At 56.9% G+C, this 24,133-nt stretch carries 23 protein-coding genes; 9 read left to right on the top strand and 14 right to left on the bottom strand.

Annotated elements, in window-relative coordinates:
* Positions 1–30 precede the first annotated feature (30 nt).
* The 3 genes from fieF (at position 31) to AC559G_RS10560 (ending at position 3,385) form a co-directional block, all read left to right on the top strand.
* Positions 31–933, top strand: coding sequence for a CDF family cation-efflux transporter FieF (gene fieF / locus AC559G_RS10570; protein WP_438597746.1), 903 nt, complete (start codon positions 31–33; stop codon positions 931–933).
* Positions 934–1,178: 245 nt separating this feature from the next.
* A complete protein-coding gene (gene pfkA, locus AC559G_RS10565; RefSeq protein WP_438597745.1) occupies positions 1,179–2,141 on the top strand; it encodes a 6-phosphofructokinase in 963 nt (320 codons plus the stop codon).
* A gap of 254 nt (positions 2,142–2,395) precedes the next feature.
* Positions 2,396–3,385, top strand: coding sequence for a sulfate ABC transporter substrate-binding protein (locus AC559G_RS10560; protein WP_095846621.1), 990 nt, complete (start codon positions 2,396–2,398; stop codon positions 3,383–3,385).
* 58 nt (positions 3,386–3,443) lie between these two features.
* Here AC559G_RS10560 and tpiA read toward each other — a convergent pair whose 3' ends face one another.
* Together tpiA and AC559G_RS10550 are read right to left on the bottom strand one after the other, a co-directional pair.
* Complete coding sequence (gene tpiA / locus AC559G_RS10555) at positions 3,444–4,211, bottom strand: triose-phosphate isomerase (protein ID WP_438597744.1); 768 nt, start codon at positions 4,209–4,211, stop codon at positions 3,444–3,446.
* A gap of 122 nt (positions 4,212–4,333) precedes the next feature.
* Positions 4,334–4,921 carry a YiiQ family protein gene (locus tag AC559G_RS10550; RefSeq protein WP_498912526.1) on the bottom strand — a complete coding sequence of 196 codons (588 nt, stop codon included), beginning with the start codon at positions 4,919–4,921 and terminating at the stop codon, positions 4,334–4,336.
* Between the two features lie 164 nt (positions 4,922–5,085).
* Here AC559G_RS10550 and AC559G_RS10545 point away from each other — a divergent pair, with 164 nt between their 5' ends.
* Positions 5,086–5,505: a DUF805 domain-containing protein gene (locus tag AC559G_RS10545; protein WP_498912525.1), complete on the top strand. Its 420-nt coding sequence runs from the start codon at positions 5,086–5,088 to the stop codon at positions 5,503–5,505.
* On the opposite strand, the gene fpr is transcribed toward AC559G_RS10545, so the two are convergent.
* Positions 5,506–6,252 carry a ferredoxin--NADP(+) reductase gene (fpr, locus tag AC559G_RS10540; RefSeq protein WP_095846625.1) on the bottom strand — a complete coding sequence of 249 codons (747 nt, stop codon included), beginning with the start codon at positions 6,250–6,252 and terminating at the stop codon, positions 5,506–5,508.
* 56 nt (positions 6,253–6,308) lie between these two features.
* Between fpr and AC559G_RS10535 the strand changes: the two genes are divergently transcribed.
* The gene (locus AC559G_RS10535) at positions 6,309–6,581 is read left to right on the top strand and encodes a hypothetical protein (RefSeq protein ID WP_498912524.1); all 273 of its coding nucleotides are present in this window, start codon (positions 6,309–6,311) and stop codon (positions 6,579–6,581) included.
* 53 nt (positions 6,582–6,634) lie between these two features.
* Here AC559G_RS10535 and glpX read toward each other — a convergent pair whose 3' ends face one another.
* From glpX to AC559G_RS10520, 3 genes are all read right to left on the bottom strand, one after another.
* Positions 6,635–7,645: a fructose-bisphosphatase class II family protein gene (glpX, locus tag AC559G_RS10530; RefSeq protein WP_498912523.1), complete on the bottom strand. Its 1,011-nt coding sequence runs from the start codon at positions 7,643–7,645 to the stop codon at positions 6,635–6,637.
* A 130-nt stretch (positions 7,646–7,775) separates the two neighbouring features.
* The gene (glpK, locus tag AC559G_RS10525) at positions 7,776–9,284 is read right to left on the bottom strand and encodes a glycerol kinase (protein WP_498912522.1); all 1,509 of its coding nucleotides are present in this window, start codon (positions 9,282–9,284) and stop codon (positions 7,776–7,778) included.
* 38 nt (positions 9,285–9,322) lie between these two features.
* Positions 9,323–10,171 carry an MIP/aquaporin family protein gene (locus AC559G_RS10520; protein ID WP_438599639.1) on the bottom strand — a complete coding sequence of 283 codons (849 nt, stop codon included), beginning with the start codon at positions 10,169–10,171 and terminating at the stop codon, positions 9,323–9,325.
* Positions 10,172–10,709: 538 nt separating this feature from the next.
* Between AC559G_RS10520 and zapB the strand changes: the two genes are divergently transcribed.
* Entirely contained in the window at positions 10,710–10,949 is a 240-nt protein-coding gene (zapB, locus tag AC559G_RS10515) for a septal ring assembly protein ZapB (protein ID WP_279022906.1), read from the top strand.
* Positions 10,950–11,015: 66 nt separating this feature from the next.
* On the opposite strand, the gene rraA is transcribed toward zapB, so the two are convergent.
* From rraA to priA, 7 genes are all read right to left on the bottom strand, one after another.
* A complete protein-coding gene (gene rraA, locus AC559G_RS10510; protein ID WP_121553423.1) occupies positions 11,016–11,501 on the bottom strand; it encodes a ribonuclease E activity regulator RraA in 486 nt (161 codons plus the stop codon).
* A gap of 112 nt (positions 11,502–11,613) precedes the next feature.
* Entirely contained in the window at positions 11,614–12,531 is a 918-nt protein-coding gene (locus AC559G_RS10505; RefSeq protein WP_498912521.1) for a prenyltransferase, read from the bottom strand.
* Between the two features lie 96 nt (positions 12,532–12,627).
* On the bottom strand, positions 12,628–13,956 hold the full coding sequence (hslU, locus tag AC559G_RS10500) for an ATP-dependent protease ATPase subunit HslU (protein ID WP_498912520.1): 1,329 nt from the start codon (positions 13,954–13,956) through the stop codon (positions 12,628–12,630).
* Between the two features lie 12 nt (positions 13,957–13,968).
* Positions 13,969–14,499: an ATP-dependent protease subunit HslV gene (gene hslV / locus AC559G_RS10495; RefSeq protein WP_095846633.1), complete on the bottom strand. Its 531-nt coding sequence runs from the start codon at positions 14,497–14,499 to the stop codon at positions 13,969–13,971.
* A 102-nt stretch (positions 14,500–14,601) separates the two neighbouring features.
* A complete protein-coding gene (gene ftsN / locus AC559G_RS10490; protein ID WP_498912519.1) occupies positions 14,602–15,504 on the bottom strand; it encodes a cell division protein FtsN in 903 nt (300 codons plus the stop codon).
* A 194-nt stretch (positions 15,505–15,698) separates the two neighbouring features.
* Positions 15,699–16,727, bottom strand: coding sequence for a DNA-binding transcriptional regulator CytR (gene cytR, locus AC559G_RS10485; RefSeq protein ID WP_438599643.1), 1,029 nt, complete (start codon positions 16,725–16,727; stop codon positions 15,699–15,701).
* A gap of 259 nt (positions 16,728–16,986) precedes the next feature.
* Positions 16,987–19,182, bottom strand: coding sequence for a primosomal protein N' (priA, locus tag AC559G_RS10480; RefSeq protein ID WP_498912518.1), 2,196 nt, complete (start codon positions 19,180–19,182; stop codon positions 16,987–16,989).
* 227 nt (positions 19,183–19,409) lie between these two features.
* On the opposite strand from priA, the gene rpmE reads away from it, so the two are divergent.
* A complete protein-coding gene (gene rpmE / locus AC559G_RS10475; RefSeq protein WP_012147462.1) occupies positions 19,410–19,625 on the top strand; it encodes a 50S ribosomal protein L31 in 216 nt (71 codons plus the stop codon).
* Between the two features lie 75 nt (positions 19,626–19,700).
* Here the strand turns inward: rpmE and metJ are convergent, their stop codons facing one another.
* Positions 19,701–20,018, bottom strand: a complete 318-nt coding sequence (gene metJ / locus AC559G_RS10470; RefSeq protein ID WP_438599645.1) for a met regulon transcriptional regulator MetJ — start codon at positions 20,016–20,018, stop codon at positions 19,701–19,703.
* Between the two features lie 432 nt (positions 20,019–20,450).
* On the opposite strand from metJ, the gene metB reads away from it, so the two are divergent.
* Together metB and AC559G_RS10460 are read left to right on the top strand one after the other, a co-directional pair.
* Complete coding sequence (gene metB, locus AC559G_RS10465; protein ID WP_438599646.1) at positions 20,451–21,611, top strand: cystathionine gamma-synthase; 1,161 nt, start codon at positions 20,451–20,453, stop codon at positions 21,609–21,611.
* Between the two features lie 2 nt (positions 21,612–21,613).
* A complete protein-coding gene (locus tag AC559G_RS10460) occupies positions 21,614–24,049 on the top strand; it encodes a bifunctional aspartate kinase/homoserine dehydrogenase II (protein WP_438599647.1) in 2,436 nt (811 codons plus the stop codon).
* Positions 24,050–24,133 lie beyond the last annotated feature (84 nt).

Below are 24,133 nucleotides of genomic sequence, written 5' to 3'. Positions count from 1 at the left end.
TTAAGCCTTGTAGTCAAAATGGGAAAAGTTATGGAACAACAATATGGTCGCTTGGTGAAGTCTGCAGCCATTGCTGCCACTGTGATGGCGTCGGTCCTTTTGCTTATCAAGGTGGTTGCCTGGTACATCACCGGTTCAGTGAGCCTGATGGCGGCGCTGGTCGATTCACTGGTGGATATTGCCGCCTCGTTGACCAACCTGTTGGTTGTTCGCTATTCGTTGCAGCCTGCTGATGAAGAGCACGCGTTCGGCCACGGCAAGGCGGAATCGCTGGCCGCGTTAGCGCAGAGCATGTTCATTTCCGGCTCAGCGCTGTTCCTGTTCCTGACGGGTTTTCAGCATCTGTATTCCCCCCAGGCGTTGCAGGCGCCAGGCGTGGGGATAATTGTCACCATCATTGCGTTGGTTAGTACCCTGATTCTGGTCACTTACCAGCGCTGGGTAGTGCGCAAAACCCGTAGCCAGGCCGTGCGGGCCGATATGTTGCATTATCAGTCAGATGTAATGATGAATGGTGCTATTCTTGTGGCCCTTGGGCTAAGTTGGTATGGGTTCCAGCGGGCCGACGCGCTGTTTGCATTGGGGATTGGTGTCTATATTTTATACAGCGCGCTGCGCATGGGCTATGAAGCCGTGCAGGCGCTGTTGGATCGCACCTTGCCGGACGACGAACGGCAGGCGATCATAGATATCGTCTCTTCCAGGCCGGGTATTAAAGGGGCGCATGACCTTCGCACCCGCCAATCCGGGCCAACGCGGTTTATCCAACTGCACCTGGAAATGGACGACGATTTGCCGTTGGTACAGGCGCACAGCCTGGCCGATCAGGTCGAGCTGGCGTTATTGCAGCGTTTCCCGGGTGCTGATGTGATTATCCATCAGGATCCCAGTTCAACGGTGCCGGCCGCGTTACGTGGGTGCTGGGAGCTATAATCGAAGTAGGGAAATGGGATAAAATAGCCGCGGCGGCGCGCATGCACCATTGTGTGGCAGAGCTTGGTGCCGTATGCATTTTTACCTCAAAATTGCCTGACATGAATCAATTCAGCCAGGCGTTTTTGATATAATATCTAGCAATATAGCCATAAAGCTGGTTTTCTGCCGCCGTGATGGCGCCAACGCGCTGTTGGCGGCGGGCAGGATTCTTAAAAAATTGCATTAACAGTTTAGAGGTAGTCATGATCAAGAAAATCGGTGTACTGACGAGTGGCGGTGATTCGCCGGGTATGAACGCTGCTATTCGTGGTGTTGTGCGTGCCGCTCTTACGGAAGGCCTGGAAGTTTTCGGTATTTACGATGGCTACCTTGGTTTGTATGAAGATCGCATGGAGCAGTTGGATCGTTACAGTGTTTCAGACATGATCAACCGCGGCGGTACTTTCCTGGGTTCTGCGCGTTTCCCCGAGTTCAGAGACGAAAGCGTACGCGCCAAAGCGATTGAAAACCTGAAAAAACGCGGCATTGATGCGCTGGTGGTTATCGGCGGTGACGGTTCTTACATGGGGGCGAAACGCCTGACTGAAGAAGGCTTCCCGTGCATCGGCCTGCCAGGCACCATCGATAACGATGTGGCCGGTACCGACTACACCATCGGTTACTTCACTGCCCTGGAAACCGTGGTTGAAGCGATTGACCGCCTGCGCGACACTTCTTCCTCCCACCAGCGTATCTCCATTGTTGAAGTCATGGGCCGTTACTGCGGCGATTTGACCCTGGCAGCGGCCATTGCCGGCGGGTGTGAATTTATCGTGCTGCCGGAAATTGAATTCAGCCGTGAAGATCTGGTTAGCGAAATCAAAGCCGGTATTGATAAAGGCAAAAAACATGCGATTGTGGCGATTACCGAGCATATCTGCGACGTCGACGAATTGGCGCATTACATTGAGCAGGAAACCCAGCGCGAAACCCGTGCTACGGTGCTGGGCCATATCCAGCGCGGCGGTTCCCCGGTGGCTTACGACCGTATCCTGGCTTCCCGCATGGGCGCCTACTCCATCGATCTGCTGCTTAAAGGCTATGGCGGCCGTTGCGTCGGTATCCAGAACGAGAAGCTGGTGCACCACGATATCATTGATGCGATCGAAAACATGAAGCGCCCATTCAAGGGCGACTGGTTGGAAACCGCCAAAAAACTGTACTGATTTAGCCGTGAGTTCCCGCCGTCTGTGGGAACCTGGGCTACAGTCGGCCAGTGTTGCTAAAAGCGCTCCTTTACAGGGGTGCTTTTGCTTTCTGCTACGCTAACCCCGCCAAACGGCTGGGTGGATTATCTTTGTTATATTCCATAAAAATCTAGGTAGAAATTTTTAATTCTTTAATTGCGCGATCAGTTTCTGGCAGGCTCTAAACCAACAAACAACCGCTTAAGGTTGTGATCATTCTGGGAGAACGAGCGATGCGGAAATGGGCTGTGGGTTTTACATTGATGCTGCTGGCGACGGGCGCCGTGGCGAAAGATATTCAACTGCTTAACGTCTCATACGATCCGACGCGTGAGTTCTATCAGCAATACAATGCGGCCTTCAGCAAATACTGGCAGCAGCAGACCGGCGACAAGGTGACCGTGCGCCAGTCTCATGGCGGTTCAGGCAAGCAGGCGACCTCTGTGATTAACGGCATTGAAGCGGATGTGGTGACGCTGGCGCTGGCTTACGATGTGGATGCTATCGCAGAGCGCGGCCGTATTGATAAAGACTGGATCAAGCGTTTACCGGACAACTCCGCGCCTTATACGTCCACCATTGTGTTCCTGGTGCGCAAGGGCAACCCGAAACAAATCCATGACTGGCCGGATTTGCTCAAGTCTGGCGTTTCCATCATTACCCCAAACCCAAAAACGTCCGGGGGCGCTCGCTGGAACTATCTGGCTGCCTGGGGTTATGCGCTGCATCAAAACAACGGCGATCAGGCCAAAGCGAAGGAGTTCGTTCGCGGGCTGTTTAAAAACGTAGAGGTGCTCGATTCCGGTGCGCGTGGCGCGACCAATACCTTTGTGGAACGTGGCATTGGCGACGTGCTGATCGCCTGGGAAAACGAAGCGCTGCTGGCGAAAAAAGAGCTGGGCAAAGATGATTTTGAAATCGTGACCCCGAGCGAATCGATCCTGGCGGAGCCCACGGTTTCAGTAGTAGACCGGGTGGTGGATAAGCGTGGCACCCGCGATGTCGCAACTGCCTATCTGAAGTATCTGTATACTCCGGAAGGCCAGACCATCGCTGCGGAAAACTACTATCGCCCGCGTGACGCCGCGGTGGCGGAAAAATACAGCGCGCAGTTCCCGAAACTGAAGCTGTTCACCGTGGATGATACCTTCGGTGGCTGGGCTGAAGCGCAGAAAGTGCACTTCTCCACCGGCGGCGTGTTCGATGAGATCAGTAAACGGTGATATCAAGCAATAAAAAACCCCGGCATGCCGGGGTTTTTTATTGCATGGCCTAGATGAATCAGGCTTTTTTCGCTGCGGCAGCGGCTTTAACGATCGCGGCGAAAGCATCGGCTTTCAGTGACGCGCCGCCAACCAGCGCACCATCGATGTCCGGCTGAGCGAACAGTTCTGCAGCGTTTTTGTCGTTAACGGAACCGCCGTACTGAATGATGATTTCAGCGGCAACGGCTGCGTCATGTTTAGCGATGTGATCGCGGATAAATTTGTGCACTGCCTGCGCCTGCGCAGGGGTCGCTGATTTCCCGGTGCCGATAGCCCAGATTGGCTCATAGGCGATGACGCTGTCTTTCAATGCAGGTGCGCCCAAGGTTTTCAGCACGGCGTCGATCTGGCGTGCGCAGACTTCTTCGGTTTTACCGGCTTCGTTTTCAGCTTCGGTTTCGCCGATGCACAGTACAGGAACCAGACCGGCTTCTTTCAGCACGGCAAATTTCTCAGCAATCAGCTCATCGCTTTCTTTGTGGTAAGTGCGGCGTTCAGAGTGGCCGATGATGATGTATTTTGCACCAACGTCTTTCAGCATGTTGGCGGAAACTTCACCGGTGAACGCGCCAGACAGGTTAACGTCCACGTTCTGCGCACCCAGGGCGATACGGCTACCGTCCAGCAGGTGTTTAGCCAGATCCAGGTACATCACCGGTGGAGCGATGGCAATGCCACAGCCATCAACGCTGCTTACTTCGCTACGCAGGGCGGCGACCAGCTCGTTAACCATATGAGCGCTGCCGTTAAGTTTCCAGTTACCCATAACTAATGGATGACGCATGTTTTTTTCCTCCAACAAGGGAACACGAAATAACTACTGCCGGACAGGCAGTTCATCTGCCCAACAGTATAGAGATCAATAAGCATAAAGGCTTTGCTTTTTGTCATTAATTACCGGGGTTATCAAGGGTCGGATAGCGCGAGCTTAATCGGTTCAACCGCGAAAGTTATCCCTTGATCGCCATTATCCGCCACCACGTAGCGGATGGCGCCTATCTGCTGTTGATAAAAGTGCTGGCCTTTGCCCTTTTCCAGCAGGTTATTCACGTTGATGATACTTTGCTCAACCGTCAGCGCCGGTTCAAACTGGCGCATCAGGGCCGCCATGTAGTTTACCGCGATGGCTCGGGCTGTTTTTTCCTCGTTGCCTTGCAGCGGCAAATGCGTCAACTGCAGCGTTTTGATTTTGCCGGTGCCTTTCTCCAGCGCCGTCGACGCGTAGAGATTTTCGTTCAGTTTGCTGGCGGCGCGGGTCAGCAGCGGGGAATCATCTTCTGAAGGGGGAACGACGCGGAATTCGCCGATCGGCAAGGTTGGATTATACTGGTTGTACTTTTCACGAAACTTCACCACCGTCAGATCAAATGTTGGCGCGCCGGCCAGCAAATAGGGCGCGGTCGGCGGTGCCTTGGCGGCCGAATCCGGCGGGTTGGCCCAGGCACAGGCTGTTCCTAACAGCAAACAGACGGCGGCAGTGACGTTTTTCAGCATGACATCCACGATATCAACATAAAATAGTGGTTCGATTAAAGCGGTAATCAGGGGGCGTTGTCAAAAATTCCGCGCGATCGCCAGCCTGCGCGGCAGGCATATTGGCGCCACACGGCCTGTGTTACACTGCCGCGTAAAATAAGCGGATGACGAGCCTGGGAAGAATGACCTTACAGCAGTGGTGCTTTTCATTTAAGGGGCGCATCGGGCGCCGCGATTTTTGGATCTGGATCGCGATATGGTGCGTGCTGATGGCGCTGGCATTTACGCTGGCCAACTATAATCTGGTTGCGATTCAGTCGGTGGCCTTTTTTATTGTTGCGCTGCTGTGGCCGACGGCGGCGGTGCTGGTGAAACGTCTGCACGATCGCGGTAAAGCGGGCGGGTGGGCGTTGCTGCTGATTTTGGCCTGGGTGCTGGCCGCCGGCAATTGGCATATGCTGGCGCCGCTCTGGCAGTGGGGCGTAGGGCGTTTTATCCCGGCGGTGATTTTTGTAATGATGCTGGTCGATCTTGGCGCGTTTGTCGGTACGCCGGGGAATAACCGGTTCGGCCCAGAGGCAGAACCGGTGCGGTTCCGTTGATTACCAGTAGTGCTCGCTGGTGATGTGGCCCGGCTTGCGGCGCAGGTGTTTGCGCATGCCGCGGCTCTCCTTCAGCGTTTGTTGGGTGTCGCGCACCATTTGCGGGTTGCCGCACAGCATCACGTGGCAGGTTTCGGCGTCAATGGGTAAACCAACCGCCGCTTCCAACTGCCCGTCAGCGATCAAGGCCGGTACGCGGCCGGTCAACGCGCCGGGAGCGTTTTCCCGGCTGACGACGCTCTGGATGCGCAGCTTGCCGTTGTAGCGCTGTACCAACTGCTGCATGCGCGGCAGATAGCTGAGATCGTTGGCGTAGCGGGCGGCGTGCACCAACACCAGATTTTTGAAGCGCTCCAGGCCGATGCCTTCTTCCAGGATCGACAGATAAGGGCCAATGGCGGTGCCGGTCGCCAGCATCCATAACGTCTCGCAGTCCGGCACTTCATCCAGCACAAAGAAACCGGCGGCTTCTTTGGTTACCAGAATGTCCGAACCTGGCTCTAACCGGCTTAGACTGGGGCTTAATTTGCCTTCCGGCACGGTGACCAGGTAGAACTCCAGGTTGGGGTTGCTGGGCGCATTGACATAAGAGTAGGCGCGCTGCACGCGCTCGCCGCCGACATCCAACGCCAGTTTGGCGTATTGCCCTGCGGTGAAGGTATCGACCGGTGCGTTGACGATGATGCTAAACAGCCCGTCGGTCCACCTTTCCACTTTGATAACTTTACCATTAACCCATTCAGCCATACTTTAATGCTCCCGTGGTCGAATCAAATATACCCTTCATAATTCAAGTTGCAGGTGTGTTGGCTTTATTACTCGGCCCATCCCTGGGCCTCGCCCCTATGGGGCCAGCGCTAGCGCTGTTCAAAAACGCTTTTGCGTTTTTGTCCTGCAACTCGAATTACTTTGGGTATAAACGCAATATTGTGGGCCGTAAGCCGCTTGGCGGCATTCGCCCTGATGGCGCCTTTTCCCGCACCCCTGCGATAGCGTTGTTCCGCAATAGATTCCGTTTTGATGTTGTTACAGGTGGGTTATTTTATTTCAGCCGGATAAAAACGATTATCGATTAAATGCTAAAGCGCTGTTTCACCCGGCAATTGCTAGATGAAACAGGGCTGGGGGATTACAGCAGGAACGTATGCAGCGCCGGATCTTTACGATCCAGATAGTGCGTGGAGCGGATACGGCGGATGGTGCGGGATTTGCCGCGGATCAATAGCGTTTCCGTGGTGGCCATGTTGCCCTTGCGGGTGATGCCTTCCAGCAGATCCCCTTGGGTGATGCCGGTGGCAGAGAAGATGACGTTGTCGTTGCGCGCCATGTCATCCAACAGCAGCACCTTGCCAGCCTCGATCCCCATCTCTTTGCAGCGCGCAAGCTCTTGTTCGCCGATGTGGCGGTTTTCCACGGTGTCGCCTTTTACCTCATGGCGCGGCAACAGGCGCGCCTGCATGTCGCCATCCAGCGCGCGGATCACTGCGGCGGAGACCACGCCTTCCGGTGCGCCGCCGATGCCGTACATCACGTCGACTTCGCTTTCCGGCATACAGGTCAGGATAGAGGCCGCCACATCACCGTCGGGGATGGCGAATACCCGCACGCCCAACTGCTGCATCTGCGCGATCACGCCATCGTGGCGTGGTTTCGCCAGCGTAATGACCGTCAGCTCCGCCAACGGTTTATCCAGTTGCTGTGCGATGTTGCGCAAGTTTTGCTCAAGCGGCAGATCCAGATTGATGGAGCCGCGCGCCTGTGGGCCAACCACCAGTTTTTCCATGTACATATCCGGCGCGTGCAGGAATGTACCGCGATCGCCGACGGCCAGCACGGCCAGCGCATTGGCTTGCCCCATGGCGGTCATGCGCGTGCCTTCGATAGGATCGACGGCGATATCTACCGCATCGCCCTGGCCCGTGCCAACCTGCTCACCGATATACAGCATCGGGGCCTCGTCTATTTCTCCCTCGCCGATCACGATGCAGCCATTGATATCCACTTTATTGAGCATAATGCGCATGGCGTTGACCGCCGCGCCGTCCGCCGCATTCTTATCGCCACGCCCCAGCCATTTATAGCCGGCCAGGGCGGCGGCTTCGGTTACGCGGGAGAATTCGATGGCTAATTCACGTTTCATGGCAAAACCTATTAGTGATAAATGGAAGAAAATATCGGCAAAGTTTATCACAGCCGGCCAGGGGCGGCGGGGCATGGCAAAAAAAACGCTGCCCGTAGGCAGCGTAAACAGGAGGAAATAACGGGGACTATTAGTCGTGCTCTTCCCACGCCTGCGCGCGCGCGACGGCTTTTTTCCAGCCTTCGTAGCGGAAGTTGCGCTCGGTGGTTTCGATGCTTGGGCGGAATTCGCGCTCAATAATCGCTTTGCTCTTCACTTCATCCAGATCGTTCCAGTAGCCCACCGCCAGGCCGGCCAGGTAGGCAGCGCCCAGCGCGGTGACTTCACGTACTTCCGGACGCTCCACGCGGGTACCAAGGATGTCCGACTGGAACTGCATCAGGAAGTTGTTGGCGACGGCGCCGCCGTCTACGCGCAACGATTGCAAACGCGTATCGGCATCGGCCTGCATCGCATCCAGCACGTCGCGGGTTTGGTAGGCGATGGATTCCAGCGTGGCGCGGATAATATGGTTGCTGTTCACGCCGCGGGTCAGGCCAAAGATGGCGCCGCGGGCATACGGATCCCAATACGGCGCGCCCAGGCCGGTGAAGGCCGGCACAACGTAAACGCCGTTGCTGTCTTTAACCTTGGTGGCGAAGTATTCGGAGTCCGGCGAGTCGCTGATCAGCTTCAGCTCGTCGCGCAGCCATTGAATAGAGGCGCCGCCGATGAACACGGCGCCCTCCAGCGCGTAGTTTACTTCGCCGCGGGGGCCGCAGGCAATGGTGGTCAGCAGGCCGTGGTTGGAGCGCACGGCTTCTGTACCGGTGTTCATCAGCAGGAAGCAGCCGGTGCCATAGGTATTTTTCGCCATGCCTGGCTGAACACACAGCTGGCCGTAGAGCGCCGCCTGCTGGTCACCGGCGATACCGGCGATAGGAATACGCGTCCCGCCTTTACCCCCGATGTTGGTTTGGCCATAGATTTCGGAAGACGGGCGTACCTTCGGCAGCATGGCGCGTGGAATATCCAGCACTTCCAGCATGCGCTCATCCCAGTCCAGTTCATGGATGTTGAACAGCATGGTGCGTGAAGCATTGGTATAGTCCGTGACGTGCACCCGGCCCTGGGTCATTTTCCACACCAACCAGGTATCAACGGTGCCGAACAGCAGCTCACCCCGTTTGGCGCGCTCACGGGCGCCTTCAACCTGATCGAGGATCCATTTCACTTTGGTGCCGGAGAAGTACGGGTCTACCACCAACCCGGTGGTGTGTTGGATATATTCTTCCAGGCCGTCGCGTTTGAGCTTTTCGCAGATTTCAGCGGTGCGGCGGCACTGCCAGACAATGGCGTTGTAGATAGGTTTGCCGGTGTCTTTTTCCCAGACGATGGTGGTTTCGCGCTGGTTGGTGATGCCAATACCGGCGATTTGATCGGAACGGATGTCGGCTTTCGCCAGCACTTCAACCAACGTAGAGCTTTGCGTGGCCCAGATTTCCATCGGATCGTGTTCAACCCAGCCGGCCTTGGGGTAAATTTGCGTGAATTCGCGCTGGGACACCGCGACGATATTGGCGTCATGATCGAGCACGACGGCGCGTGAGCTGGTGGTCCCTTGGTCGAGCGCGACGATGTATTTTTTTTCTGCTGTCATGATTTTATCCTGCTGTTGTTAACTCTTGAGGCCGGGGGTTACGCTTTGCGCTGCTGTGCCTTGGTGGCGGCGGTTTCTTCGCTTTCCACGCAGGTATCACAAGGCAAATGACGGCCGATCAGTGCACGGTAACCAAAGGCTCCCAGGCTGGCGCCGACGATCGGGCCGAAGATCGGTACCAGGAAGTAAGGAATATCGCGCGCACCGGTGAATGCCACTTCCCCCCATCCTGCCAGATAGGCGAACATTTTCGGACCCAAGTCACGCGCCGGGTTGAGCGCAAAACCGGTCAATGGTCCCATGGAGGCACCGATAACGGCAATCAGAATACCGATCAATAATGGCGCCAACGGGCCGCGAGGAATGCCGTTGCCGTCATCCGTCAGTGCCAGAATCAGGCACATCAGAATGGCGGTGATCACGGTTTCTACCAGGAATGCCTGAATGACCGTGATATGGGCGTTCGGGTAGGTTGAGAAAATGCCGGCCAGATCGAGGCTTTCTACGCTGCCGCGCACCATGTTATGGCTGGCTTCAAAATCATAGAACAGATTGTAGTAAAGCCCATAAACCAGTGCTGCGGAGCAGAAGGCGCCGGCAATCTGCGCGATGATGTAGGGAAGAACCTTACGGCGGTCAAAACAGGCGAACAACCATAGGGCGATGGTGACCGCCGGGTTGAGGTGGGCGCCGGAAATTGCCGCGGTCAGGTAGATGGCCATGGCAACGCCAAGGCCCCAGATGATACTGATTTCCCATTGGCCGAAGCTGGCGCCAGCCAGCTTCAGTGCAGCAACACAGCCAACGCCAAAGAAAATCAACAAGCCAGTACCGAGGAATTCTGCGATACATTGGCCTTTTAGGGTCGGACTAGTCGTTTGGCTCATAATGTTATTGTCCTGCAGACGGTGATTATTAGGGTATAGGCTGAAAGCGGGGTGAGGCCTTCGCCTATGGGGTACAGTTTTTTTTATATCGTCCTGTGATGCATTGCGAATCTAATGTGAATTTATCGTTAACGAACATAAACGAGAAATAGCGAAATCAAAATGTGTGTGCCATGTCATAAAATTGAGCGAATTCGCGTTGTTCAGGGTTCTTTTTGCGCAGGAAAAGTGTGATCTGACCAGTGGTTCGGTATCTGTTTGTTAACAATCGCCGGCGGCTAACCAGGTGGTTTTCAGTTTTTACTGATAGCGGCAGCGGGAAAATTGCAACAGACTGCGCGTTGGGCCGGTATGTTGCTAGACAGTAGGTGTTGGGCTACTTACAATCGTTTCATCGTGAAGAAGCGTTTTATCAAGACAGGCGCGTTTTAATAACGGTGCGTGTTACCTGGCGCGATGCATGTTCGCAGTAGCTGCAGCCGATGTTGTGGCCGCTACTTATAGATGTACGCCTTGCTATTCATAAGGGGACTGAAGAATGTCATTTGAAGTATTTGAAAAACTGGAAGCAAAAGTTCAGCAGGCGATTGATACCATCACTCTGTTACAGATGGAAATTGAAGAGCTGAAAGAGAAAAACAATAACCTGTCTCAGGAAGTGCAGAATGCTTCTGGTAACCAGGAAGCGCTGGTGCGTGAAAACCAGCAGCTGAAAGAAGAGCAGCACGTTTGGCAAGAACGCCTGCGGGCGCTGCTGGGCAAAATGGAAGAGGTCTAACGCCTTTCGCTTTTGCCGCACGCAAACAAAAAGGGCGCCTGATGGCGCCCTTTTGTGAATCGGGGATTATTCGAGATCGAGCGGGTCTTCGGAAAGAATAATACCGGTGTTGTCGGCATACAGATGATCGCCGGAAAAGAAGGTCACGCCGCCAAAGTTAACGCGGATATCGCTTTCGCCAATGCCTTCGCTCGGAGCCCCGGCCGGCGTCGCCGCCATCGCCTGGATGCCGATGTCGAGCTCTTCCAGATCGTCCACCTGGCGCACCGCACCATACACCACGATGCCTTCCCACTCATTTTGTACCGCCAGGCGCGCCAGTTCTGCGTTAATCAGCGCACGGCGCACCGAGCCGCCGCCGTCGACCAGCAGCACACGGCCAAGGCCGTTCTCTTCGAGCAGATCGAAAAGCAGGCCGTTATCCTCAAAGCATTTCACCGTGGTGATCTGACCGCCAAATGAAGTACGCCCGCCAAAATTGGAGAATAGAGGTTCAACGACGTTCACCTCTTCATGATAGATGTCGCAAAGTTCGGAAGTATCGTATTTCATAGGATTTTACGTCTGTTTGCCGCTGGAATAACCAGTATATCCCTTTAATCGCCCCGTTGGCAAAATCATCAGCGCCCAGATGTATTGAACGCTGATTTCGCCTATTGCCAGGCTAGCTAAGCACCACGCCGATGGCGAACAACACATTGGCCAGCAGCGCCGCCTTGACCATATCTTCCAGCATCGGGCGCATGGCCGCCGCCGTTTTGTTCCGCAACACGCGCGCGCCATGGCGCAGCAGCAGCGGGATGGCGAGCACGAACAGCCAGCCCCAGGCGCTGTGCAGGTTAAGCAGGGTAAACAGTGCAAAGCACACCACGGCCATGATCAGCAGCAGCGCATGATAGTAGCGGGCGTTGATCGGCCCCAGGCGCACGGCAAGGGTGTTTTTGCCGTTTTCGCGATCGCTGTCGATATCGCGCAGGTTATTGATGTTCAGCACCGCCGTCGCCAGCAGGCCGCAGGCGGTTGCCGGCAGCATGACGACACTGTCAAAACTGTGGGTTTGCAGGTAGTAAGTACCGGCCACGCTCAGCCAGCCGAAGAACACCAGCACGGAAATATCCCCCAGCCCCAGGTAGCCGTACGGCTTGTTGCCCACGGTGTAGGTAATGGCGGCGATGATCGCCAGTGCCCCCAGCACCAGGAAACCGATAATGTCGCTGGGCTGCTCGCAGGCCAGCGCAATCAGAGAACAGCCGGAGATTGCAATCAGCACCACCGTCAGTACCAGCGCGCGCTTCATCTGTGCCTGCGTGATTAACCCTTTTTGCATGCCGCGCAACGGCCCGATGCGGTCTTCTTTATCGCTGCCTTTGACGGCGTCGCCATAGTCGTTCGCCAGGTTAGAGAGGATTTGCAACAGGCCGGCGGTTAGCAGGGCCAATAGCGCCACGCCGGGTTTCAGGCTGTCTTGCCATGCGGCGATGGCGGAACCGACCACGATAGAGGCAAAGGCCAGCGGCAGGGTACGCGGTCGTAAACTTTCCAGCCAGGCTTTGACCGGCGTGGTGGTGGTTGATGAGCTCATTTTTCGCTTCGGCAAGTAAGTGGCTATATCCGCTGGAAATAATTGTGGGAGGCAATGCCTCCCACACAGATAACTGCCAGGACAATGATAGCGCGATTATAAGATAAAACGACTCAGATCTTCATCCGCTACCAGCGCATCCAGATGATTACCGACGTAATCAGCGTTAATGGTGATGGATTCGCCATTACTTTCACTGGCGCTGAAGGAAATATCTTCCATCAAACGTTCCAACACGGTGTGCAGACGGCGCGCACCGATGTTTTCCGTACGTTCGTTGACCTGCCATGCGGCTTCGGCGATGCGGCGGATACCGTCGGCGGTGAAGTCGATGGTAACGCCTTCGGTCGCCATCAAAGCCTTGTACTGCTCAGTCAGTGACGCATTCGGCTCGGTCAGGATGCGCTCAAAGTCTTCGGTACTCAGCGCTTGCAGCTCAACGCGGATCGGCAGGCGGCCCTGCAGTTCCGGGATCAGATCGGACGGGCTAGCCACCTGGAAAGCGCCGGAGGCGATGAACAGGATATGGTCGGTTTTCACCATGCCGTGTTTGGTGGACACGGTGCTGCCTTCCACCAACGGCAGCAGATCGCGCTGCACGCCTTCACGGGACACATCCGGGCCGGAAGCGTTGCCGCGTTTACAGATTTTATCGATCTCATCAATAAACACGATGCCATGCTGTTCAACGGCTTCGATCGCCAGCTCTTTCAGCTCTTCCGGGTTCACCAGCTTGGCGGCTTCTTCTTCCACCAGCAGTGTGAAGGCTTCCTTGATTTTCAGCTTGCGCGGTTTCTGCTTTTGCCCGCCCAGGTTTTGGAACATCGACTGCAGCTGGCTGGTCATTTCTTCCATGCCCGGCGGCGCCATGATCTCTACGCCCATCGGGGCGGCGGCGAGATTGATTTCAATCTCTTTATCATCCAGTTGGCCTTCACGCAGTTTCTTGCGGAAAGACTGACGAGCGGCAGACGGTTCCTGCTCTTCCGGCTGGCCCCAGTTGTTTTTCGCCGGTGGGATCAGTACATCAAGGATCCGCTCTTCCGCCATTTCTTCCGCACGGGTGCGGTTTTTCTCGATTGACTGCAGGCGAATCATTTTCACCGCGGCGTCGGTCAGATCGCGGATGATAGAGTCGACTTCTTTACCCACATAGCCCACTTCGGTGAACTTGGTGGCTTCGACCTTGATGAATGGCGCATTGGCCAGTTTTGCCAGGCGGCGGGCGATTTCGGTTTTACCGACGCCGGTCGGGCCGATCATCAGAATGTTTTTCGGTGTGACTTCGTGACGCAGCTCATCGTTGAGCTGCATGCGGCGCCAACGGTTACGCAGTGCGATAGCAACGGCACGCTTGGCCTGGCTTTGGCCGATAATGTAGCTGTCCAGCTCGCTGACGATCTCGCGCGGGGTCATTTCAGACATAGTATTCGGTCCTTACGCTTTGGAAGGCAATTCTTCAATAGTGTGGAAATGGTTGGTGTAAATACAGATGTCGCCGGCGATGCCGAGGGATTTCTCGACGATGTCGCGGGCGCTCAGCTCGGTATTTTCCAACAGCGCGCGGGCGGCAGCCTGGGCATAAGGGCCGCCGGAGCCGATCGCGATTAAATCATTTTCAGGTTGAACGACGTCACCGTTGCCGGTGATGATCAGTGACGCATTTTCATCGGCCACTGCCAGCAGCGCTTCCAGCTTACGCAGCATGCGATCGGTGCGCCAGTCTTTCGCCAGCTCAACGGCGGCCTTAACCAGGTGGCCCTGATGCATTTCCAGCTTGCGTTCGAACAGTTCGAACAGCGTGAAGGCGTCAGCAGTACCCCCGGCGAAACCAGCGATGACTTTGTCGTTATAAAGGCGGCGCACTTTTTTCACGTTGCCTTTCATCACGGTGTTACCCAAAGTGGCCTGGCCATCACCACCGATAACTACCTGGCCGTTACGGCGTACGCTTACAATTGTTGTCACGAGCAGACCCTCGTATAAAACGGAAAGAAGTCCCCGTAGCGGCTGCTTGCGCAACCGCTACGAGGCATATTGAGAATATAGATGGGGGGGGATTGGGACTTTTCAACCCCCAACGGCGAGGGGAATGCAACTTGACATGCCGATGCCCTTCAGGCGCGCCAGCGTTTTGTCTGCCGTGGCGCGGCTGCTGTAGGGGCCAAGAACCACGCGGTTCCAGCCGCCGCCGGCGGTGATACGGCTTTCAAGGCCTTCAAACGCCAGCTGCGCGCGCACGGACTCAGCCTGATCGGCGGCGCGGAATGAGCCACACTGCACCATCCAGCGTTGTTTCTGCTCAGGTTTCTCTTGCTTCGCCGTTTCCTGCTTCGCTTCCGGCTTGGGTTGCGGTTGCGGTTTTGGCGCAGGCGCAGGCGCAGGTTTCGCCGGTGCCGCAGGCGCCGCCGTGGTGTTACTGTTAAACGGATTACGCGGTGTATTCACCTGGGGCTGCGATTGCTGTTGCTGTTGAGCCTGCTGTTGCCGCTGTAACTGCTGTTGTTGCTGCAACTGCTGCTGGCGGCTGTGCTGCTGCGCCTGGCCCGGATCGTTATACGGCACTTCATTAAGCTGCGTTGGGCGCTGTTGCAGATCGGCCTGCATTTGTTCCAGCAGTTGGCGCTGTTCCGGCGTGAGCTGGGTTTGCGAATTGACTTCCCCGCCGGCAGAAGGTTCTGTTGGGGTTTGTACGCCAATCTGGCGGTTTTCCAGCTCTTTGATATAGCGCCAGCGTTCTTCCGGTTTCGGCGGCAGATTGCTGCCTGGGCGTGTGCTGTGCGCAGGCAACAGCGGCGCTTCATCCGGCTTATTGTGCGTAATAAAATAGAGGCCACCGATAAAGATCACCAGCAGGGCAACGGCAAGCGCCACCACGGTTTTGGATACCTTCGGAGAACTGCGTTTTTTACGGCTGGGGGTTTTGCGCCGCGCTCCTGAGCGCCCGCGGCTTACATAGTCTCTCTGTGCCACTATTTCCGCTATATCCTGATGGGTTAAGAGCCTATCCTCTAGGCTATTTTATTTGCCATTTTGAAGCCGGGCCGGGCACAAGCCCACTGGTAAGGTGTTTCTACACCGGCCGTCTTCACACTGTATATAACCAATAACGGTGCCCATTGCATCAGCGCCTGGCTCGTTATGTTACTGAACTCTAAAATATTTGACTAGCGTTTAGGCGCAGCCGTGCTACCCCTGATAACCAATTCACTTTCTAACAGCCGCGATTCGCTGGATACCGCCTGGCCGTGCAGTTGTTCCAACAGTAGCAGCATCGCCTGTTGGCCTATCTGGTAGCGCGGCTGCGCCACGGTGGTTAATGGCGGATCGCAATACTGCGCCAGCTTGATATCGTCGAACCCGACGATGGACAGATCCTGTGGCACGCGCAGCCCCAGTCTTTTCGCCTGCGACAGCACGCCAATCGCCATCACATCGCTGTGGCAGAAAATCGCCGTTGGCGGCTTCGGCAGCGCCATCAGGGCCGCCAGCGCTTGGGCGCCGGCCTCATAGGTGAAATCACCCCGGCTAATATAGCTGCTTTCGACGGTAATGCCATTACGGCGTAGCGCCTGGACGTAACCCTGCAGCCGATAATGGCTGAGCGGCATGTGCTCCGGCCCCGCCACACAGGCAATCTGCCGGTGGCCAAGTTGGTGCAGGTAATGCACGGCTTCAAATGCGGCGGTCAGGTTGTCGATGTGCACCGTCGGCAGTTCAAGTTCCGGGGCAAACTCGTTGGCCATGACCATCGGCGGCAGATTACGCTGTTCTTCCTTACTGGCGTCGAAGGGCAGATTGGAGCCGAGCAGCAGCATACCATCAATCTGCTTGGTAATGATCAGGTTAACAAATGTACGCTCCTGCTGATTTTGCTGAGCGCAGTCGCCGATCAGCACCAGATAGCCTTGTTGCGCGGCGGTTTGCTCGATCCCGGTGATCACGTCTGCGAAGAAGGGATCGCAGATATCCGGGACGATCACCAGGATGGTGCGGGATTCGTTGCGTTTTATGTTGCGCGACAGGGCATGCGGGGAATAGCCCACGGCCAATACGGCCTGTTCCACTTTCTGGCGCGTTGGCGTCGACACTTTTTCCGGATTCATCAGCGCACGCGACACAGTTGCCGTCGAAACGCCTGCCATTTCGGCAACGTCTTTCATGGTGGCCATCGGTAATTCTTTTTTGTGCTCCAACGCCTATCTCCTTGCGCCAGCCCCGTGCTAACGCGATGACTTCAATGTACTCACCTCGCCTGGCGTATGGGGGCGCGTTTGCACGCGGTGCCCACGATTGCGTGATAAAACGCCTGCGCTGACATTCTAAACAGATTGCGCGTTGCTTTTGTTACCTAATTTTCAGAAAAAAGGTGAGAACCGGAAGTTTTTTCGCGTTTGCTCGCAATTAGCAAGGGTAAACGCCAGCATTTGGCTGCCTGAATCGGACTTTTCCGGCTTAGCTGTCGATCGGATCGACATCCAGCGACCATTTTACTTTGCGCACTTGCGGCAGAGTGCCGACCAACGGCAGCGTGCTTTTCATCAGGTGCTGCAGGACGCGCCGTGACGGATGCTGCAGCAACAGTTGCCAGCGGAAACGGCCGCCGCGTTTTGCCTGCAGCGCCGGCACCGGCCCCATCACCCACAGCGCCTCGTCTTTCAGCGGGCTGGCTTCCAGCAGATTGCGCAACTGCTGGAGGAACTGCGGCGCCTGCTGGTTATCATGATCGTCCGCACGCACCAGAATATGGCTGGTGTAAGGTGGCAGGAACACACTATTGCGTTCCGCCAGCGCCTGGCTGGCAAAGGCGTCGTACCCCTGTTGCAGCAGGATTTGCAATAAAGGATGCTCAGGATGGTGAGTTTGCAGCAGCACCTCGCCCTGTTTGCCGGCGCGGCCCGCACGGCCGGACACCTGGGTATACAGCTGGGCGAAGCGTTCCGCAGAGCGGAAGTCGGCGGAAAACAACGCGCCGTCGACATCCAGCAGGGCAACCAGCGTGACGTCGGGGAAGTGGTGCCCCTTGGCCAGCATCTGGGTGCCGATCAAAATACGTGCGCCGCCGCGGTGAATCGCCGCCAGGTGCTGTTCCAGCGACCCTTTACGGCTGGTGGTATCGCGATCGATACGGGTAATCGGCACCTCCGGGAACAGCGGGGCCAACTCGTTTTCCAGTTGTTCGGTGCCGATCCCTACGGACACCAGGTTGGTTGAGCCGCATTGGGGGCATTGATGGGGCACTGGGCGCTGGCTGTCGCAGTGGTGGCAACGCAACTGGCGCTGGTTTTGGTGCAGCGTGTAGTAGCGATCGCAGCGCTGGCACTCGGCTATCCAGCCGCATTCATGGCACAAAAGCGCCGGCGCGTAGCCGCGGCGGTTGAGGAACAGCATCACCTGATTGCCGGCCTGCAGATGGTGGCGCATGCTTTTCAGCAACGGTTGCGAAAGGCCGAAGGTTAACGGCAGCCCTTTCAGATCGATCAGGTGCTGCGCGGCGGCCTTGGCGTTGCCGGCCCGCTGCGTCAGCCTGAGCTGGCGGTATTTGCCGATCCGCACGTTATGCAGGGTTTCCAGCGCCGGCGTGGCCGAGCCCATCACCATCGGCACATTCTCTTCGTGGGCGCGAAACACCGCCAGATCGCGGGCGTGATAGCGCCAGCCTTCCTGTTGCTTGTAAGAACTGTCGTGCTCTTCGTCAATGATGATCACGCCAAGGCGGGCAAACGGCGTAAACAGCGCTGAGCGGGTGCCGATCACGATCGCCGCTTCGCCGCTGCGGGCGCGTAGCCATACCGCCAGCCGTTCGCTGTCGTTAAGGCCGGAGTGCAGGACTTCTACCGGGGCGTTAAAGCGTTCGCGAAAGCGGGCGATGGTTTGCGGCGTCAGGCCGATTTCCGGCACCAGCACCAGCGCCTGTTTGCCCTTCGCCAGAATGTTTTCCAGCACACTGAGATACACTTCCGTTTTGCCAGAGCCGGTGACGCCTGCCAGCAGCCAGGCGCTGAACCGATCGTCTTCGCTACGAATAGCGCCCACCGCGGTGGCCTGTTCGGTGTTAAGCCGCAGCCGTTCGCCCAGCACGGCGAAGCCGGGCCGCCAGTCTTCCGCCGCTACCGTTTGGGCGCGCAGATCGGCCAGGCCTTTGGCCCGCAGCGCCTGCAGCGCGGGCTCGGTCAGATCCAACTCATTGACCTGATGGCGGTATATCGGCCGTTGCAGCAGGGCGGCCATTGCCTGCTGCTGTTTGGGTGCGCGTTTGAGGCTGGCGAGCGGCGTGGCTCTCCCCTGTTCGGTGGCGAACCATTGCCACAGCGGCGCGGCCTGTGCCGGTTTGCCCTGGCGCAGCAGAATGGGCAGGGCATGGAACAACACTTCGCCGATGGGGTGATGGTAGTAGTCGCTGGCCCAGCGTAGAATACGCCACAGGTGGTCAGAAAATAGCGAAGCGTGATCGAGCGTGCTGTCGATAGGCTTGAGCTTTTCCAGCGGCAGTTCGCTGGTTTCACTGTAACCGGTGACGATGCCAATGGCGCGTTGTTTGCCCCACGGAACGCAAACGCGCGCGCCAATGACCGGCTGCATCCCTGGCGGCAGCAGATAATCGAAGGTGCGGGCGAGGGGTACCGGTAATGCAACGTGAACAACGGGCATGGGGTCATCCAGGATGAAAAAATTGTCGGTTAGTTTACACGGATGGCTGCTGAATGTACGGATCCGATTGCGCGCCACTTTTTATTCTGTATAATTTGCCGCCTTTGGTATTGACAGGTTGCACTGCACGCTTGTAAGCCGCCTGGTATCAAAACCTTTTTATCAACCACGTGTGGTGTCTGGCGAACAGGGCTGGATAGCGACACGGCCTTAACTGAGGTTCTCCCATGAAACAAGGTATTCACCCAAAATACGAAGAAGTTACTGCTAACTGCTCTTGCGGTAACGTGATCAAAATCCGCTCTACCGTGGGCCACGATCTGAACCTGGACGTTTGTGGCGAATGCCACCCGTTCTACACTGGCAAGCAGCGTGATGTTGCTACCGGTGGCCGCGTTGACCGCTTCAACAAGCGTTTCAGCGTACCTGGTGCTAAGAAATAATCTTTCTTGCGATCAGATAAAAAGGCGCCGTCGGCGCCTTTTTTCGTTCTGCCGCCGGCATTCGCACCGCGGTAATCAATATTCCCAGGTATCGGGATCCACACCCAGCTCACGCATCAATATCTTCGCTGCTTCCGGTATTTCATCGTTGCGCTCTTTGCGCAGATCCTCATCGTTCGGTAGCGGCTGGCCGGTAAAGGCGTGCAGAAACGCTTCGCACAGCAATTCACTGTTAGTGGCATGCCGCAGATTATTGACCTGACGACGAGTGCGCTCGTCGGTGAGGATCTTCAGGACCTTCAGCGGAATGGATACCGTGATTTTTTTTACTTGTTCACTTTTTTTACCGTGTTCAGCGTAAGGGCTGACATACTCGCCGTTCCACTCAGCCATGGGACACCTTAAAATTTGTCAGAAAAATTACCATATTCTAAAAACCGGCCAATTATGCCCGATCTTCACTGCGCTCACTAATGAATGTCAATTCAACGCCGCCAAGGTTACTGTACGCGAGTGGTCGATAGACTCAAATTATGCGTATCACGTTAACACTGCGCCGTCACAATAAATCGCTATACCCTTCATACTTCAAGCTGCAGGTGCGTTGGCTCCCCAGTCACTTACTCCAGTAAGCTCCTGTGGATTTGCTGCGTTGCCACCTTCCTGCAACCCGAATTATTTTAGGTATATAATGTTAGCGGGTATTGCGCCTGCGCTCAATCTATACGCAAAGAAGTTTAGATGTCCAGATGTATTGACGTCTATCGTCACTACGATTAATCTTTAGGCTTCACTCACTCGCACGCCAAGAGCCGGATAATCAATATGACGCGTAAACCAGCCACGATCGCCGTACGCAGCGGCCTGAATAATGACGAACAGTACGGCTGCGTTGTCCCGCCGATTCACCTTTCCAGTACCTATAACTTTACCGATTTCAATCAGCCGCGAACCCATGACTATTCACGCCGCGGCAACCCCACGCGCGACGTGGTACAGCGCGCGCTGGCGGAACTGGAAGGGGGCGCAGGGGCGGTAATGACCGGCAGCGGCATGTCGGCTATTCATCTGGTTACCACCGTATTGCTGCAACCGGGCGATCTGCTGGTAGCGCCGCACGACTGTTACGGCGGCAGCTACCGTCTGTTTGACAGCCTGAGCAAGCGCGGCGCCTATCGCGTACTGTTTGTGGATCAGGGTGATGAAGCGGCGCTGGCGCAAGCACTGGCGCAAAAACCCAAGCTGGTGCTGATCGAAAGCCCCAGCAACCCGCTGCTGCGGGTGGTGGATATCGCCGCCATCTGTAAAGCCGCACATGCAGCCGGCGCGTTGGCGGTGGTGGATAATACTTTCCTCAGCCCGGCGCTGCAGCAGCCGATCGCGCTCGGCGCCGATCTGGTGGTGCATTCCTGCACCAAGTACCTGAACGGGCATTCAGACGTTGTCGCCGGTGCGGTGATCGCCAAAGATCCCGATTTGGCGGTAGACTTGGCCTGGTGGGCGAACAACATTGGCGTGACCGGCGGCGCGTTTGATAGCTATTTGTTGCTGCGCGGGATGCGCACGCTGGCGCCGCGTATCAAGGCGGCACAGCAAAACGCCGAAGCGATTGTCAATTATCTGCGCCAGCAGCCGCTGGTGAAAAAACTTTACCATCCTTCCCTGCCGGAAAACCCGGGCCATGAGATTGCTCGCCGCCAGCAGCGCGGGTTTGGCGCGATGCTCAGTTTTGAGCTGGATGGCGATGAAGCGCTGTTGCGCCGTTTCCTTTCCGCGCTTGAGCTGTTTACGCTGGCGGAATCCTTGGGGGGCGTTGAAAGCCTGATTTCCCATGCGGCCACCATGACCCACGCGGGGATGTCGCCGCAAGCGCGCGCCGCGGCGGGGATTTCCGAAAGTTTGCTACGGGTTTCCGTAGGGATTGAAGACAGTGACGATCTGATTGCCGATCTGGAACACGCATTCCAGGCTGCGGCAGCGAGGTAAGCATGAATGCAATTGTGACGGCAGGGGCGGAAAGAGGGCGCCAGCTGCATAAATTCGGTGGTAGCAGCCTGGCGGATGCGACGTGTTACCAGCGGGTGGCGGGCATTATGGCCGAATACAGCCAGCCGGGCGATCTGATGGTGGTTTCGGCCGCCGGCAGTACCACCAACCAATTGATCAGCTGGCTGAAGCTGAGCCAGAGCGATCGTCTCTCCGCCCATCAGGTGCAACAGGCGTTGCGCCGCTATCACAGTGAGTTGATCGGCAGCTTGCTGCCGCCGGAAATGGCAGAACCGCTGATCGCTGCGTTTATCCACGATCTGGAACGCTTGGCCGTGGTACTGGACGGGCGAATTGACGACGCGGCCTATGCGGAAGTGGTCGGGCATGGGGAAATCTGGTCGGCCCGGCTAATGGCAGCGCTGTTGAATAAGTTGGACATGCAGGCTGCTTGGCTGGATGCGCGGGATTTCCTGCGCGCGGAGCGCACCGCTCAGCCCCAGGTTGACGAAGCGCGCTCCTCTCCGCTGTTGCAACAACTAATGGCGCAGTATCCGGGCCAACGCCTGGTCGTCACCGGGTTTATCTCGCGCAACGATGCCGGCGAAACGGTGCTGTTGGGGCGCAACGGCAGCGACTATTCCGCAACTCAAATCGGTGCGCTGGCCGGGGTGTCGCGCGTGACCATCTGGAGCGATGTGGCCGGTGTTTACAGCGCCGATCCGCGCAAGGTGAAAGATGCCTGCCTGCTGCCTTTGCTGCGCCTGGATGAAGCCAACGAGCTTGCGCGCCTGGCGGCTCCGGTGCTGCATACGCGCACGCTGCAGCCGGTTTCCGGCAGCGATATCGATTTGCAACTGCGTTGCAGCTACCAGCCGGAACAAGGCTCTACGCGCATTGAACGCGTGTTGGCTTCCGGCACTGGCGCGAAAATCGTCACCAGTCATGATGATGTGTGCCTGATTGAACTGACCGTTGCCCCACAGCATGAGGTTAAACAGGTGCAGCAAGAGCTTGATCGCGTGCTCAAGCGCACCCAGGTTAAACCGTTGGCGGTCGGGCTGCACCCGGATCGCCACCTGATCCAGCTTTGCTACACCTCGGAAGTGGTGGGCAGCGCGCTGCGCATCCTGCAGGAAGCCGCCTTGCCGGGCGAGCTGCAACTGCACGAAGGCCTGGCGCTGGTGGCGCTGGTGGGCGCTGGCGTGTGCAACAACCCGCTGCACAGCCACCGTTTTTATCAGCAGTTGAAAGACCAGCCGGTGGAGTTTATCTGGCAGGCGGAAGACGGCATCAGCCTGGTGGCGGTGCTGCGCCAGGGGCCGACCGGGCTGTTGATTCAGGGGCTGCACCAAAGCCTGTTCCGCGCCGAAAAACGCATCGGCCTGGTGCTGTTCGGCAAGGGAAATATCGGTTCCCGTTGGCTGGAGCTGTTTGCGCGCGATCAGGAAAGCATTTCGGCCCGCAGTGGTTTTGAATTCATCCTGGCGGGCGTGGTGGATAGCCGGCGCAGCTTGTTGAACTATGATGGGCTGGATGCCAGCCGCGCGTTGGCGTTTTTTGAAGAAGAAGCGCAGGATCTGGACGAGGAATCGCTGTTCCTGTGGATGCGCGCTCACCCGTACGATGATCTTGTGGTGCTGGATGTCACCGCCAGCGAAAACCTGGCGCAGCAGTATCTGGATTTCGCCAGCTACGGTTTCCATGTCATCAGCGCCAACAAACTGGCGGGGGCTTCCGGCAGTGATAACTATCGCCAAATTCGCGATGCGTTTGCCAAAACCGGGCGTCACTGGCTGTATAACGCCACCGTCGGCGCGGGCCTGCCGGTGAACCATGCCGTGCGCGATCTGCGTGATAGCGGCGACAGCATTCTGGCGATCAGCGGTATTTTCTCCGGCACGCTGTCTTGGTTGTTCCTGCAGTTTGACGGCACTGTGCCGTTCACCGAGCTGGTGGATCAGGCATGGCAACAAGGGTTGACCGAGCCGGATCCGCGAGTCGATCTTTCCGGCCAGGATGTGATGCGCAAGCTGGTGATCCTGGCGCGCGAAGCGGGTTACGACATCGAGCCGAGCCAGGTCCGGGTTGAATCGCTGGTGCCCGCCAGCGTTGAGCAGGGCTCCATCGATCAGTTCTTTGAGGATGGGGAAGAGCTGAACCAACAGATGCTGCAGCGTTTTGAAGCGGCCAGCGAGATGGGGCTGGTATTGCGCCACGTCGCGCGTTTCGATGCCCACGGCAAGGCGCGTGTCGGCGTGGAAGCCGTGCGCCCGGATCATCCGCTGGCGGCACTGCTGCCCTGTGACAACGTGTTTGCCATCGAAAGCCGCTGGTACCGTGATAACCCGCTGGTTATCCGCGGGCCGGGGGCTGGGCGCGACGTTACCGCCGGTGCCATTCAGTCAGACCTTAACCGTTTGGCCCAGTTGCTGTAATGCCTCTCAGGGCGCCCTTTGCGGCGCCCTGCTGCATCCCGCCATTCTCTTGCTGCCGAGCATCATGAAATTTTCTCGCGTGGT

The organism is Gibbsiella greigii, from assembly GCF_039540155.1.
Classification (GTDB): domain Bacteria; phylum Pseudomonadota; class Gammaproteobacteria; order Enterobacterales; family Enterobacteriaceae; genus Gibbsiella; species Gibbsiella quercinecans.
Note: the sequence above shows the minus strand (reverse complement) of the source record. Positions and strands in the feature narration are given on the sequence as shown.